Source organism: Acinetobacter sp. M5A5_2a (genome assembly GCF_053345265.1).
Genome location: NZ_JBKEZV010000001.1, coordinates 29,158 through 44,282 on the forward strand (window position 1 = coordinate 29,158; position 15,125 = coordinate 44,282).

Genomic DNA, 15,125 nt, shown 5'->3' on the forward strand with positions numbered 1-15,125 from the left:
TCCTTATTTCCAGCCTTTAAACCACATACCTTTGCCAAAGTCTTTATCCAGAATATCCTGCGCTTGTTTTGAGTTCTGGAATGCCTTGACGAAGGTTGCAAGTTTTTGGTTTTTATCTTGGTAATCACGACGAGTTACAAACAAAATTGCATATTTTTTATCAATTGGATCTAAAAATAATGCGCTATGCGGGTCGGTTACCTTTGCCATTTTTAAGTAGTGGGGGAAGCCGAAAATTAAATCGACATCGTTATATGCATGTGCAGTTTGAGGGCCTTCAACTTCAACAAAGCTCAGCTGTTTAGGATTAGCAATAATGTCTTGGGTGGTCGAAAGTTCATTGTTGCTATCTTTGAGCTGAATTAAGCCAGCGCGATGTAGCAAAATTAAGGCACGAGCTAAATTGACTGGATCGTTTGGAATAGCAACGCGTGCCTGTGAAGGTAAATCATCAAGTGTTTTATATTTTTTTGAATATAAGCCTACGTGACTTCCTGAACCCACGGCAAATGCATGTAAGTCATAACCAGTTTCTTTGACAGCATTACGTAGAAATACGCTTTGCTGGAAAAAGTTTGCATCAATATCGCCGTTTTGTACGGCAACATTCGGTGCTCGCCAGTCAGAAAATTCAACAAGTTTGACATGAACACCTTGCTTTTCAACTTCATTGGCAACGCTTTGTAATAGCTCAGCATAAGGCGGGCTAATGCCAATCGTTAAAACATCATCGGTTTGCTTATTTTTAATATAGCGATAGCCGATGAGACCCAGAATTACGATTAAAATCGTAATTCCGAGTAACCAAGGCTTATATTGTTTGAACTGAATAGCCATAATCTTTCCGTTATTACTTCCAGCCCGGGAACCAAAGCGTTGGCCCAATCTCAGCATCTAAGACAGCTTTAACTTTTGGCGAGTTCTGATAAATCTCAACAAATTTCTTTAATTTGTCGCCCTTGTCCTGATAGTCGTCACGTACTACAAATAAAATGGCATAACGTTTATTGGTATTGTCATCAAGTAAAAGTGCACTCTCAGGGTCAGCTGTTTTTGCTAAGCGCAAGTAATGTGGGTAGCCAAAAGCCAAGTCAACATCATCAATTGCACGAGCAGTCTGTGGTCCTTCAACCTCGATGAATTGCAAGTTTTTAGGATTTGAAACAACATCTTTAAGTGCAGAGAAATGATTGTTTGAATCTTTAAGCGTAATTAATTTAGCTTGCTGTAAAAGTAGTAGGGCACGACCTTGGTTCACTGGATCATTTGGAATGACTACACGTGCATTTTGTGGCAATTCATCTAAGCTTTTATATTTCTTTGAATAAAGTCCCACATGTGATGCTGCACCCACTGCAAATGCCTTTAATTTAAAGCCAGTTTCTTTAATTGCATTGTCTAAGAACGGTTGATGCTGGAAAAAGTTCGCATCAATATCCCCATGATTTAACGTAATGTTTGGTGTATTCCAGTCAGAAAATTCAACCAGTTTCACATTTAAACCCTGTAGCTTTGCTTCATCGGCAGCAGCTTGTAAAGTTTTTGCAAATGGTGGACTAATGCCAATTACAAGTTCATTTGAGCCACTTTGACGGTGTTTATTCCAAAAGAATAAAGCAACAAAAAGGACTACAACGACTAAGCCTACGCCTAGCCATTTTTTAGAGGCTGTTTGAGCCATGTCTATCTCCAAATTTAAGCAGTTATTTCTTCAATTTTTGTTAAGTTTTTGCTGTTGTTATAGGGACTACATCGGAACGCTTGAACAGGGTGCTGTTTCGGTAATTGATCACCCCGATTAAAGATTTTGTTCCGTAGTGAACCCGTTTTATATGCAGTTTTATAGCGACCACGTTGTTGCAGCTCAGGAATGACCAAGCGAATAAAGTCGTGGTGAGACTCAGGTGCAACAGTACGCGTCAAATTAAAGCCATCAATATCGGTTTCATCTAAAAGATGAATTAAATATTCAGCAACTTCTTCGCCACTACCGACAATGAGTGGATAACGACCACCCAAAACATGTTGAGCTTTTAAATCATTTTTAGTGATTTGCTGTTCTTTAAATTTTTCGGTAATCGAAACAATGCTGTTACTTTTTTGATATGGAATTGCTTCATCATCGTCAAACTTACTTAGGTCAATACCTGTTGAACTCGCATAATGAGCTAAGCCTGCTTCAGGACTTGCGTACTGACGATATTCATTAAGTTTTTGTACAGCTAAATCATGTGTTTCAGCAACAACAACGGTTATACCGACAAAGACTTTAATGTCATCCGCTGAACGACCTTGTTGTTCGGCAAGCGCACGAATCTTTTTCACTTGTTCGCGTATTTTGTCGGGTTTGTCGCCGCCAATAAATACACACTCAGCATGACGAGTAGCGAACTGCATACCTTTGGGTGAAGCACCAGCTTGAAACAGTGTTGGGGTGCGTTGCACAGAAGGAGACACCTGAAATACACCTTCACTTTGGTAATATTTTCCGTGGTGGTGAATGGTGTGAACTTTAGATGGGTCTGTAAAAACACGTTGGACTTTATCTTTTTTGACTGCGTCGTTTTCCCATGAACCTTCCCAATATTTATAGCAAAGTTCTAAAAACTCCTCGGCTTGTTCATAACGTGCATCGTGATCTTTTAAACCTTTTTGACCAATTAGGCGTTCTGCACTATCTAGATAACCGGTAACGATATTCCAGCCAATACGACCTTGAGTTAAATGATCAAGACTCGCAAAGCGACGAGAAAATTGATACGGATGCTCATAGCTTAAGTTCACAGTGACTCCAAAACTCAAGTTTTGAGTGACTGCTGCCATTGCCGAGATGAGTGTAGATGGGTCATGGCTCGGGAGCTGAATTGACTCTTTTAAAGTGAGGTCAATGCCATTTTGATAGACGTCATACACACCTGTAATATCGGCAATAAACAAACCATCAAATAAACCACTTTCTAAGGTTTTGGCTTGTTCTGTCCAATAGCTCAGTTCATTAAAACGGTGTGACTCATCACGTGGATGTGTCCATAAACCATGATTGATATGCCCAACACAGTTCATATCAAAGGCATTCAGCAAAATCTCTTTAGCTTTAAAATCAGTCATCACAATGTCCCCCGACGAGGTGGTAGAACACCATTCAGAACATAGTTGCCGATAAAGTAATATTTCCAGCGTGCAGCATCATGTAACGTATGCACGCGTGCATTGCGCCAGAAACGGTCTAAGCCATCTTGTGCTTGACTACCACGGCTACCAGCAAGTTCAATCAGCTTCGAAGACGCTTTTAATGCGATATCGCTACTATGAGCACGTACTTTGGCAACATCAATTGAAGCTTTAGCAATACTTTCAGGTGTGGTTTCAATTTTTGCGGCATCAATTGATTGAGCAGCTTGTTTTAATAGAACTTCACTTGCTCGTACATCTACGGCAATGCGTCCTAATTCATAAATTGTTAAAGGATCTTGGTTTGCCGTTTCTGCTTTTGAATCAATCCACGGGCGAGCTTGATGTACTCTTTGCAAGCTTTCTTCAAAGGCTGCACGTGCAATGCCTACCTCAATCGATGCATGCATAATTTGAGCAAAAGGGCCCACTAAGGTCGGTTGTAAAAATGCAGTATCAAAAGGAATGACATCGTCTGCATCTACAAAAACCTGATCAAACTTAACTGTGCCGCTGCCTGTGGTTTTCTGTCCAAAGCCAGACCAGTCATCGACAAGTTTTAATCCTTGCGAACCACTTTTTACAAAAGCCAGATATTCTCGGCCTGCATCATCTAAAACTAAGGTTGGAATACGGTGAGCAAATAAACTTCCTGTGCAGTAAAACTTTTCACCCTGAATCAAGTATCCATTTTCATGAGGACGGATATTGGTTTGTTTGTGAGTCGAAGTTTTTGTTTTAAATTCAGCAAGTGCATTACCAAAGCGCGTGCCATTTAACACTTCGCCATATAAGCGTTGTTTTTGAGCTTCTGTTCCCGTATTGCGTAAGACTTCTAAAGCATAGAAATGGTTTTGTGGAATTTGTCCGATTGAACCATCTGCACCACTTAAAAGGGCAATTACTTTAGCTACAGTATGGCTTGAAACTTCGGCACCACCATATTGCTTTGGTACTGTAATTGCCCAGAGCCCAGACTGGCTTAAGGCATCAATTTCGGTATACGGTAAAATACGCTTGGTATCGCGTTCTACTGCGGTTTTTTTAAATTGCTCAGCAAATTGTTTAGCAATTTCTAAAGCTTCAGCATCATTTTGAATAATGTGTGCTTGGTTTGATGCCGATGTTTGTTTAGTTTGAACCGATTGATATGAAGTCATGACAATTTCTCCTTAAATCCAGGCATGGCGGGCAGGGAAATGACCATTAAGGTAATAATTGCCAATGGCATGTAATTTCCAACGAACAGGGTCGTGTAATGTATGTACACGGGCATTTCGCCAATGTTGATCTAAATTGTGCTGGCTTAAACTTGAACGGCTACCGCCAAGTTCCAGCAGTTTTTCAGAGATTTGTAGAGCGGCATCATTGGCATAGACTTTCGCTTCAGCAACCAAAATTGAAGCTTTCGCTACTTGTTCATCAGTCACATTTTCAAGTTGGTCAAGTTCATCTAAATATTCAGCAGCTTCATCAAGTAATAAAATTGCAGCATCGAGCACAATATTTAACTTACCTACTTCTTGCAGGGTGTAATGTTCAAAGCTGGCTTTTTCAACATTTGCATCAATAATCGGTCGTGCTTTATGAATGGTCGATAAGGTATCTTCAAAAGCGGCTTCTGCAATGCCAACATCAATTGCAACTTGTAATAACTGCGAATAAGCACCGCGATAGGTTGGGGCTTGTGTTAATAAGCGTTCATCAAAAATAAGTTCAGGATTAACTTCAACATCATTTAATTTAACTGTACCGCTCGCAGTTGTACGTTGACCAAAGCCATTCCAGTCATTAATGACTTCAATGCCTTGAGTATCTCGGTTAACAATTACTAAAACGACATGGCCTTCAAGATGAACGGCCTTAATTGCAAGCCAATGGGCAAAACTTGTTCCAGTCGAATAAAATTTCTCACCATTTAAAATATATTTGCCATTTTCAATGGTGAGCGTGGTTTTTAGCGTTTTTGAGTCATGTGTATTACGTTCTGGGCCACCGTTGGCAAGACGTTTTCCTGCTAATATTTCTGAAAAGATAAATTGTTTTTGTTGTTCTGTACCCAAGATTTCGATCAGGTTTAAAAGGCTAATCTGATTTTGTGGAATCTGACCAACATTTGCATCGCCTTTACTTAAAATACGGAAAACTTGTGCCAAGGTTTTATTCGACACAAAAGCTCCGCCATATTTTTTTGCAATTCGGATTCCGCCTAAGCCTTTTTGGCTAAAGCTTTCGATTTGCTCATGAGGTAATAAGCGTTGTTGATCACGTGTATTACGACCCTCTAAAGCATAATCCGCCACTTGATAAGCGGCATTAATGGCTTGTTGATCATTTTGAATGACTTGGACGTATGCCGTCGTTTTAGATAGAGAATTAGACATAATGACACCTTGTATTGCTGTCATTACCTTACAAAAGAAATATTTTTCCACTAAACGAGGACTTATGCTCAGCTTATGAAATAAAGTGCAAAGCATTTTTTTTGATTTTTAAAGGATAAATAAAGATATATAAAGTTTATATTAATCAACACTTTATATTATTAATGCAAAAAAATAATAACAAAACTCGTTTTAATATGAAAAAGAGCAATAAGTACGGTAAAAAAAGATATAAAAAAAATAGACTTAACTGTCAGCAAAAATGAGCACAATATCCATTGTTTTCACTAAAAATAGCTTCTAAAGTATCTACTTACCATCGACCATTTTTGTACAAATAGTCAAATAAAAATAAACGTGGAGATTTTATGCGGGTTTTGTATCAGTTCCCTTTGTCCCATTATTGTGAAAAAGCTCGCTGGTTGTTAGACCATAAAGAACTTGATTATGTGGCTCATAACTTGATTCCAGGGTTTCATCGTGCTTTCGCACAACTCAAAACAGGGCAAAATTTGCTGCCAATTTTGAAAGATGATCATCAATGGATTGCTGAATCAACCAAAATTGCACTTTATCTGGATGATACCTACCCAGAACATGTGCTTTTACGTCGTGACGAGCAACTTAGGCAACAAACACTTAAAATCGATAGTTTGGCTGATGATCTTGGGATACATGTGCGTCGTTGGGCATTAGCACATAATTTAGCCCAAGGGGACCATGCTCTAGAAATTATGATGGGTGAACAAGGTTATTTACGTCAGTTTGAAAAAATATCAAAACCTTTTCTCAAAACACTCGTAAAGAAGAACTATAAGCTTGAAGAGGAGTTAGTGAGCCAGTCCAAAGAGAAAATGGACGAACTCATAAATGAACTAAACCAGTATCTAATAGAAAATCAAGCGCGCTATATGGTGGGCGACCGATTAAGTCTTGCCGATATTTCTGTCTGTTCGATGCTTGCACCACTACTAGAGGTAAAAGGTACGCCGTGGGAGCGTGAAGAGGCTGAAGAAGTTTCTGCAGAATGGAGCAACTATCAAAAATATTTACTTGATTTGCCTCTAGGCCAATATGTTTTAAGAATATATCAAACCGAAAGAAACGCGCGCGTAGATTGGCGAGGAATTTAAACTTTATAATTTATAAAATGCCCTGATTTTCTCAGGGCATTTTTGTAATATTTCTAAGGCTACTCATTTATCTAAATATTACTATCAATTTTCTAAATGATTTTTATTAAACCATTTGCATATATTATTTTGATGCTTAAGTTGCTTTTTACAATGTGAATTTAATGTTTAGCTAAATCTCTAATAAGTTTAATTTTTATAATTTTGCAGAAAATATAATTTTTCTAAAAACAGTTTTTAGAAGAAGTTAAGCCTCTTTATTGTGCATGTGTTTACAATGTAATCAATAATTGCCACATTTAAGTGTAATTAGGTGAGCTTAATAATAGACAGAAGATTAAAATATAGATTAAAGTAGAAACATGTGAGCAGTTTTAAAGGTATTAATTCTGCAAAACAGATTGAATAAAATAAGTGAAGCAAATGGATGTGTCCTACTTGGAAAAGTTGGCTCGATAATTGCAATTTAATAATAAATCACTCTATTTCTCTATATGAATGATTCTATAGATAAATAGAGAGAATGATCATCAAGGAGTTCTTATGAAACGTTCTGCAACCTCTCTCATTATTTCAACATTTATGCTTTGTACGGTTGGTGCTACTTCTCAAATTCAGGCAGCAGATACATTAGCTAAAATTAAAAGCAGCGGAAAAATCGTCATTGGCCACCGAGAATCTTCTGACCCAATTTCATATGTTGTTGCAGGTAAACCAGTAGGTTATGCAGTCGATATCTGTAACCAGTTTGCAAATGACATTAAAAAAGAATTGAAAATGCCTGGGCTAAAAGTTGAGTACAAGGCAGTAACTTCATCAACTCGTATTCCTGAACTTTTAGCAGGCAATATCGATATGGAATGTGGTACGACCACAAACTCTAAGCAACGCCAAGAACAGGTTGGTTTCTCAACAAACTACTATGCGACTGAAGTACGTATGGCAGTTAAAGCGAACTCTGGCATTAAGAGTTTGGCAGATTTAAATGGCAAGGCTGTAGTAACAACTCAAGGTACAACATCCGATAAATACATCAAGATGAATGAAAAAGGCCAAGCGCTTAATATCCAAAACATCTATGGTAAAGATCACTCTGACTCTTTTGCAATGATGGCATCAGGTCGTGCTGCTGCATTTGTCATGGATGATAATATTTTAGCTGGCTTAGTTGCCAAGTCTTCTACACCTAAAGCTTTCGCAATTGTTGGTCCAGTACTTTCATCAGAGCCTTATGGCATTATGCTTGCTAAAGGTGATACAAAATTTAAAGCGATTGCTGACCGTACTGTAAATAATCTATGGAAAACTGGTCAAATGGACGCTTTATATAAGAAGTGGTTCTTATCGCCAATTCCACCAAAAAATACAAATTTGAACATGCCACAAAGTTCATCTTATAAAAAATTAAAAGCTCACCCAACAGATGCAGGGATCTAACAAGATCTTTTTGTCCTAAATTTACTTAAGCAAGTGAGACCTCACTTGCTTAAGCGGTCTATTTTCCTAAAGATATTCATTTAAGGGGCAAACATGTCAGTCGGCTCGCTAAACTGGACTATATTCTGTGCGGAGTCTAATGAATATGGTGTCGATAAAGCCGCATGGGCAGAATCAGTCTGTAGAGTAATTGGTAGCTCAAGCTACAATGCTCATGCTGAAGCGCCCACATGGTTACAAATGTTAGGTTCAGGCGTCTTTACTATGGTTTGGACAGCTGTTATAGCCTTTCTTATCGCATTTTTATTAGGTTCTCTCCTAGGGGTAATTCGTACATTACCCAACAAACCTCTCGCATTTATTGGCAATTGTTACGTTGAAATTTTCCGTAATATTCCACTTATTGTGCAGCTATTCTTCTGGGCATTTGTTTTTCCGGAATTTTTGCCGGATAGCATAAGTGCAGGCAGTGGAGATGTTGTCGCTGGTGGATGGTGGAAAAATCTTTTAAATCAGCAACCTGCGGTTATTGGTGTTTTTGCATTAGGTCTCTACACAGCTGCGCGTGTATCTGAGCACATACGTGCTGGTATTAATACTGTTTCAACAGGACAAAAATTTGCTGCTTCCGCAGTAGGTTTTACCACTGCACAAAGCTATCGTTATGTCATTTTACCTGTTGCATATCGTACAGTGTGGCCCACGATTACTTCTGAAGCAATGAACGTTTTCAAAAACTCAGCTGTTTTATATGCTTTGAGCGTTTTGAACTTCTTCGCTTATACAAAAACCATGCGAGAAGAAACTTCTCAGGACATCATTATTCTTATTCTCTCTACACCTGTTTATTTGATCATTACTTATAGCATTAAATTTGTAATGGCATGGATTGAGAAACGAATGGCTGTACCTGGCTTAGGTTCGGGAGGGAAGTAATTATGGATTTTTCTTTATTACACAATCCTGACGTGATCGCGGCACTCAAAGAAGGTTTCGTTTTTACCCTTACCGTGACTGTATTGGCGATGTTGGGAGGTATCCTGATCGGAACCCCATTGGCAATGATGCGTTTATCAAGCAATGCCATCGCAAGTAATTTCGCAAAATTTTATGTCGATCTGTTTCGTGGTATTCCATTGATTCAGGTAATCTTTATTTTCTACTTTTTGTTGCCAAAAATATTTGAGTTTCAATCTGATACATATTGGGGACCGTTGTTTTCGAGTGTTGTGACTTTTGCTATTTTTGAGGCTGCATTTTTCTCGGAAATTGTACGTTCCGGAATTCAGTCTATTTCAAGAGGTCAGGTAAATGCAGGTTACGCGCTAGGTTTTACCTATAGTCAATCAATGCGCTATGTGGTTTTACCTCAAGCCTTTCGTAACATGCTCCCAGTATTGTTAACTCAAACAATTATTCTATTTCAGGATATCTCATTAGTGTATGTGATTAGTGCACCAGACTTTTTAGGTCGTGCAGATACATTGGCTAATACTTATGGTCCTGAAACGAAAGCAACATTCTATTTAATCGTCGCTGTAGTGTACTTCTGTAGTTCGTTTGTGCTGTCGCAATTAGTCAAACGCTTACAGCAAAAAATTGCCATCATTCGCTAATTGGAGATTTTAAATGCCAATGATAGACATCCAACATATCTCTAAATGGTATGGTGATTTTCAGGTTTTAACAGATTGCACGACGAGTATTGAAAAAGGTGATGTCGTTGTTGTTTGCGGGCCGTCTGGTTCAGGAAAATCAACACTCATTAAAACAGTAAATGCGTTAGAACCATTTCAACAAGGCGACATTATTGTTGATGGCGTTTCTCTGAAAGATCCCAAAACGGATCTTGCTAAATTCCGTTCACGAGTGGGAATGGTCTTTCAGCACTTTGAACTTTTTCCACACATGACTGTTTTGGAAAATTTAACAATTGCTCAAGTTAAAGTGTTAAAGCGTTCAGTTGCTGACGCTCGTGCAAAAGGTCTGAAATATTTAGAGCGTGTAGGTTTACTTGCGCATAAAGATAAGTTTCCGGGTCAATTGTCTGGTGGACAGCAGCAGCGTGTAGCGATTGCGCGTGGCTTGTCCATGGACCCAATCTGTATGTTATTTGATGAACCAACTTCTGCACTTGACCCTGAAATGGTCGGTGAAGTACTTGAAGTGATGGTGCAACTTGCACATGAAGGTATGACCATGATGTGCGTTACACATGAAATGGGTTTTGCTAAAAGAGTATCTAACCGTTTAATTTTTATGGATGAAGGTAAGATTTTGGAAGATTGCCCAACGCATGAATTTTTTGATAACTTAGACGCTCGCCACGAACGTGCGAAGCTTTTCTTAGAAAAAATTCAAGCCATGCATTAATACCGCTAATAAAAAAAGAGCCTTTTGAAAGGCTCTTTTTTTGCATCCAATTTTTTAGAAACTATATTTTGCTAATAAATTAATACGAGAGTAATCACCCTTATCTCCTGCGAAAGTTTCTCGCTGGCCGTAAGTATATTCTGCACCTAAATCAATACTTTTAACTGGATTCCAGATTAAATTGACCAAGGCATTATAAATTTCTTTGTTATAACTGGTACTGGTTAAATTGCTATTTGCGTAAATGCTATCATCTTTATATTGAATACCGCCTATTGCAAAAGTAGAGCGGAGGATAGGACTCCATTTCCGTTGATAGCCAATAACGGCACTATCGAATTCACCTAAATTAATATCTTGTGTTGTTGTGTCATAGGCATAAGCAGAATTGCTATAAAGTAAATAGCGGCCATCTCCTTTAACGTGATAGTAATTAGCAACCAAGCTATCTTGAGGAGTTAAATCATATTTACCACCAACCCCAACACCCCAACCAAATTTTTCTTCAGAAGCGCTATCTTTTGGAGCTACACGGTTTTCATGGGCAAGACCATGTAACTGTAATAGGCCTTTATTATCTGCAGTTTTGAAATCATATCGTGCTGTTAAAGCAGGAAAACGGCTCCCACCGGCAGCATTACCAGCTTTTTCAACATCACCACCTTCTAAGGCAACTAATATTTTTTGTTGTGCATTAATTGGCTGAGTGTATCTAACCTGTACTGTACGCGTAGTACCGGTACCAATAGCGCCATTAAAATCTACTGTTTCTGGCGATGTATCAGTGTTTACAAAAGGTGAGGTCGTTTGACCAGCTAACCATTTACCTAAAGACATATAAGCATGACGAACACGGAAGGTCCCATTACCATTATCGCCATTTCCACCCATGAAATCGGCTTCAATTTTGCCGTTTAAATCTCCGTATTGGGTAGGCCGAGTAATGTCTAGACCAATTCTTGAGGTTGCAGCAGATACATTTAAAGAATCTTGTCTTGGGTCATCTTTATTTAAAGGGTAGTTAGCGCCATTTGAAATGCTACCATTTGAACCTTTAAAGTCATAGGTTGCATCTGCACGGACACTACCATAAAGCTTGACTTGGGTTTGTCCATCTGCCATTGCCATCCAACCTGGTTTTGATACAGGAGAGGTAGAAGCCGCAGGTGTTGCGGGAGGTGCTGGTGGAGCACTGACAGATAAAGCTGTTTTTTGTTGATCAGATAGTTTCTGGACGAGTTGTTTTAATTCCTTTACCTCATCACGTAACGCATTAACTTCAGCATCTGTAGCTGCATGCACAGGCATCGTCACGCTAATTACACCTAAAGAACTCATTGCTAGCACTAGTGTTTTGATCTTATTCACAGGCATTCCCCGACATGGATAAAAAATTTCCTGCAAATACATAACAATAATAATGCCAACTTTAAGAATTTAGAAAAATAGTCAAATTTCTATTTTTATCATTGGTTTATGTTAAAATACAAGTGTAAATAAGACCTTTCATTGAAAAAAATAAATGAGAGCATGAAATTGACTCTCTAAAATGAGTCATATGCTCCACTATTTGCACGGTTAAAATGCATAACTGCAATAAAATATGTAAAAGAAATAAATGTTTTAGCTATTTTTAAACCTTTGTATTTTTCAATGCGTCGCAGTTGTATAGGGTATACTGTCCTCATTGTAAATTCTGGCTGGAGATAGGAATGGAGTTAGATCGTTTTGATAAACAAATTCTAGAAATTTTGTCTCATGAAGACTTAAATTTGAATGAACTTTCAGAACGGATCAATCTGTCAGTCAGTTCTGTGCATCGCCGGATTAAACACCTGATTGAAGCCAACGTTATGGGGCAGCTCAAAAGGGAAATTAATTTTAGTAAACTCGGCTTTACCTTGCACATCTTATTGCAAGTTTCATTGAGTAAGCATGACACTGAAACATTTGATAAGTTTCTTTCCGAAATAGAAGCAATTCCAGAAGTGACCAATGCATTTCTAGTGACAGGGCAAAGTGCCGATTTTATTTTGGAACTTGTAGCACGCAACATGGATGACTACAGCGAAATTTTATTAAGACGTATTGGAAAAATTGACAATGTGGTTGCTTTGCATTCCAGCTTTGTTATTAAAAAATATAATGTTTTTAACTGCTATAACTTATTAAATAAACTATAAAAAAACGCACCCAATGGTGCGTTTTTTTAATTCAAATGTTTGATTTAGGCATCAAGTTGAGCCAATACCTCATCTGTGAACTCAACGTTGGTATAAACGTTTTGCACATCATCGAGATCTTCAAACATATCAATCATTTTAAGAATTTGTTTTGCTTGGTCGACATCAGTAATTTCAGCTTTTGTTGATGGACTCATAACCACTTCTGCATTGTCAGATTTTAAACCAGCAGCAGTCAGAGCATCTTGGACTTCACCAAAAGTTTCTGGTGACGTGATTACCAAAATTTCATCTTCAGAAATTTCAATATCTTCAGCGCCAGCTTCTAAAGCAACTTCCATGATTTTGTCTTCTAAAGAAACATCTTCAAAAGTAATTTCACCACGTTTAGTAAATAGATAAGCTACAGAACCCGCAGTTCCTAGGTTACCATTTGTTTTACTAAAACAGTGACGTACATCTGGTACTGTACGGTTTAAGTTATCTGTCATTGTTTCAACAAGAACAGCAACACCGCCAACACCATAACCTTCGTAAGTTACTTCTTTTAAATCATCATTATCTTCACCACCAGCACCACGTTGGATTGCACGGTTGATGGTGTCACGTGTCATATTAACTGAAAGAGCTTTTTCAACTACTGCACGCAGACGAGGGTTGCTAGCAGCATCTCCACCGCCAAGTCTGGCAGCAGTCACAATTTCACGAATATATTTAGTAAAAACTTTACCGCGACTTGCATCTTGTTTCGCTTTACGATGCTTAATATTGGCCCATTTAGAATGACCCGCCATGGACGTGAACTCCAAAAAAGAAAATGCAAAAGTGCTGGAATATTAGCATAGGCTTGGTTTTGTTGAAAACCGTTGCTCTGCGTTTTGTTAGCCAATTGAATAAGAATAATAAACTTAAGACCTAATGAGTAAGATTAGGCCGAATCAAGTCCAATTTGATTTAGTTAATTTTGACGTCTATGTCAAATTGCGCATATAGCTCTTTAATTGTTTCCAAATCTTTTTGTAAGTCTGTTGGGTAAATTTTTCCTAGAATTCCGCCTTGTTTACTTCGCGCGTTAGCATACATGAGTACAATGGGAACATTAGCTGCTTTGGCAATATGCCAAAAACCTGTACGGATAGGTTTACGTTCAGAGCCGTCTTTGGCACGAGTAGCTTCAGGAGCAATCACCAAGTTAAAAGTTTCATGATTTTGAAATTGTTCAACCATTTGAGAAACAATATCTTTACTCGCTTTGCGGTCAACGGGAATGCCACCAAGTTTTTCTAGAATTGGCTTAAGAGGACCCTTAAAAAGTTCTTTCTTTATTAAAGTATGAATCTTAATGTCTAAAATTTGGAAGAGAGCAATAGATAGCACTGCATCTAGATTTGATGTATGTTCAAAGCCAATAATAACTTGTTTTTTCTCAAGAATTTCGGGATCTACATTATAGGTCCAACCAGCAGCTTTAAAGATAGAGTTACCTAGAAATTTTTTCATAGATCAGTGCAAGGTGATAAATTTTCAGGATTCTAATATGAGTTTGTAAAAAAGCATAGAAAAATTATGAAAGCTGAAGTAGAGCATCAAAAATGAAGATTATCTAAGCTGTAGAAGATTTAAAAAGTTCTTTTTATTTTTCTTTTAAACTTAATAAACTTAGATAATTTTAAAATTAAGAGACCTGCTGAGGTATCTCTTCATTAATTAAATATTCAATATATTGCCAAATTTTTTCAGAGTTAATAAGCGCTTTATCTGTTGTTCCATCAATAATCATACCATCGATAATAGAAATAATGATGTGAGTAAGTGGAGTAGGGTTTTCTATCCCTAATTGAGTGAGCTGTTCTTGTAATAAATGAGTCAACCACTTCGTATATTCGTAAAATGGTTCACGAATTGAAGTATATTGTTTAGATACTTCAATAAATGCTTTTTTAAATAAACATCCATTAAATGTTTCACTATTGATCCATTCAATATACCAATTAAAAATAATATGAATTTTCTCAAGCGGGTTAGCATCTTGACGTAAACTTAGTTGTTCATTAATTGAATTTTGAATATTTAAATTTCGATGTTGCAAACATTCCATAATTAAATTTTCTTTCGAAGGAAAATATTTATAAAATGTCATCTTTGCAACATTAGATTCAGCAATAATACGGTCAACACCAGTAGCATTGTATCCAATCTGATTAAATAAATTTAAAGCAGTATTTATAATATCTTCTTTTTTTGACATTACTATTCCATATAGTTAGAACTAATTATAACTTAATCTAAAAAATTTAAATTTTAATATGAATTATCATAATAAAAAAAGGGATTGGATACAAGTTTATATTGTGATAATGATTATCATTATCTGGGTTTTTTTTGAAAATTTCTATTTGATTTCGTACGATTTTAATTCTAATATTGATTGATAAAGGAACATA

General features: G+C 37.4%; 15 protein-coding genes. 6 read left to right on the forward strand and 9 right to left on the reverse strand.

The genetic code is table 11. The annotated features are described in order from the left end of the window. Positions 1 to 3: 3 nt before the first annotated feature. From ACLBWE_RS00135 to ACLBWE_RS00155, 5 genes are read right to left on the reverse strand one after another with little or no spacing between them, the layout of a single operon-like run. Complete coding sequence (locus tag ACLBWE_RS00135; protein WP_447600405.1) at positions 4 to 837, reverse strand: MetQ/NlpA family ABC transporter substrate-binding protein; 834 nt, start codon at positions 835 to 837, stop codon at positions 4 to 6. Positions 838 to 850: 13 nt separating this feature from the next. Next, positions 851 to 1,681 carry a MetQ/NlpA family ABC transporter substrate-binding protein gene (locus tag ACLBWE_RS00140; RefSeq protein ID WP_447600407.1) on the reverse strand — a complete coding sequence of 277 codons (831 nt, stop codon included), beginning with the start codon at positions 1,679 to 1,681 and terminating at the stop codon, positions 851 to 853. Positions 1,682 to 1,695: 14 nt separating this feature from the next. Further along, entirely contained in the window at positions 1,696 to 3,108 is a 1,413-nt protein-coding gene (locus tag ACLBWE_RS00145; RefSeq protein WP_447600409.1) for an LLM class flavin-dependent oxidoreductase, read from the reverse strand. Further along, positions 3,108 to 4,331, reverse strand: coding sequence for an SfnB family sulfur acquisition oxidoreductase (locus ACLBWE_RS00150; RefSeq protein ID WP_447600411.1), 1,224 nt, complete (start codon positions 4,329 to 4,331; stop codon positions 3,108 to 3,110). Before ACLBWE_RS00150 ends, ACLBWE_RS00145 begins: the two co-directional genes overlap by 1 nt. Before the next feature lie 12 nt (positions 4,332 to 4,343). Further along, positions 4,344 to 5,579 carry an SfnB family sulfur acquisition oxidoreductase gene (locus ACLBWE_RS00155; RefSeq protein WP_447600413.1) on the reverse strand — a complete coding sequence of 412 codons (1,236 nt, stop codon included), beginning with the start codon at positions 5,577 to 5,579 and terminating at the stop codon, positions 4,344 to 4,346. Between the two features lie 344 nt (positions 5,580 to 5,923). Between ACLBWE_RS00155 and ACLBWE_RS00160 the strand changes: the two genes are divergently transcribed. From ACLBWE_RS00160 to ACLBWE_RS00180, 5 genes are all read left to right on the forward strand, one after another. Then, positions 5,924 to 6,688 (forward strand): glutathione S-transferase family protein, encoded by a 765-nt coding sequence (locus tag ACLBWE_RS00160; RefSeq protein ID WP_447600415.1) that lies wholly within the window; start codon positions 5,924 to 5,926, stop codon positions 6,686 to 6,688. A gap of 543 nt (positions 6,689 to 7,231) precedes the next feature. Next, positions 7,232 to 8,125, forward strand: coding sequence for an amino acid ABC transporter substrate-binding protein (locus tag ACLBWE_RS00165; protein ID WP_004642554.1), 894 nt, complete (start codon positions 7,232 to 7,234; stop codon positions 8,123 to 8,125). A 93-nt stretch (positions 8,126 to 8,218) separates the two neighbouring features. Next, a complete protein-coding gene (locus ACLBWE_RS00170; protein WP_004642555.1) occupies positions 8,219 to 9,061 on the forward strand; it encodes an amino acid ABC transporter permease in 843 nt (280 codons plus the stop codon). A gap of 2 nt (positions 9,062 to 9,063) precedes the next feature. Beyond that, entirely contained in the window at positions 9,064 to 9,741 is a 678-nt protein-coding gene (locus ACLBWE_RS00175; protein WP_447600418.1) for an amino acid ABC transporter permease, read from the forward strand. A 13-nt stretch (positions 9,742 to 9,754) separates the two neighbouring features. Continuing rightward, on the forward strand, positions 9,755 to 10,498 hold the full coding sequence (locus tag ACLBWE_RS00180; protein ID WP_042896581.1) for an amino acid ABC transporter ATP-binding protein: 744 nt from the start codon (positions 9,755 to 9,757) through the stop codon (positions 10,496 to 10,498). A 54-nt stretch (positions 10,499 to 10,552) separates the two neighbouring features. On the opposite strand, the gene ACLBWE_RS00185 is transcribed toward ACLBWE_RS00180, so the two are convergent. Beyond that, a complete protein-coding gene (locus ACLBWE_RS00185; RefSeq protein ID WP_447600421.1) occupies positions 10,553 to 11,866 on the reverse strand; it encodes a DcaP family trimeric outer membrane transporter in 1,314 nt (437 codons plus the stop codon). Positions 11,867 to 12,210: 344 nt separating this feature from the next. Here ACLBWE_RS00185 and ACLBWE_RS00190 point away from each other — a divergent pair, with 344 nt between their 5' ends. Next, positions 12,211 to 12,681 carry an Lrp/AsnC family transcriptional regulator gene (locus ACLBWE_RS00190; RefSeq protein WP_004642558.1) on the forward strand — a complete coding sequence of 157 codons (471 nt, stop codon included), beginning with the start codon at positions 12,211 to 12,213 and terminating at the stop codon, positions 12,679 to 12,681. A 44-nt stretch (positions 12,682 to 12,725) separates the two neighbouring features. Here ACLBWE_RS00190 and ACLBWE_RS00195 read toward each other — a convergent pair whose 3' ends face one another. The 3 genes from ACLBWE_RS00195 to ACLBWE_RS00205 all read right to left on the reverse strand — a co-directional run bounded on the left by ACLBWE_RS00195 (position 12,726) and on the right by ACLBWE_RS00205 (position 14,929). Next, positions 12,726 to 13,475 (reverse strand): YebC/PmpR family DNA-binding transcriptional regulator, encoded by a 750-nt coding sequence (locus ACLBWE_RS00195; RefSeq protein ID WP_003651352.1) that lies wholly within the window; start codon positions 13,473 to 13,475, stop codon positions 12,726 to 12,728. A gap of 160 nt (positions 13,476 to 13,635) precedes the next feature. Continuing rightward, positions 13,636 to 14,181 carry a 1-acyl-sn-glycerol-3-phosphate acyltransferase gene (locus ACLBWE_RS00200; protein ID WP_009388278.1) on the reverse strand — a complete coding sequence of 182 codons (546 nt, stop codon included), beginning with the start codon at positions 14,179 to 14,181 and terminating at the stop codon, positions 13,636 to 13,638. A gap of 175 nt (positions 14,182 to 14,356) precedes the next feature. Beyond that, entirely contained in the window at positions 14,357 to 14,929 is a 573-nt protein-coding gene (locus tag ACLBWE_RS00205; RefSeq protein ID WP_045125357.1) for a TetR/AcrR family transcriptional regulator, read from the reverse strand. Positions 14,930 to 15,125 lie beyond the last annotated feature (196 nt).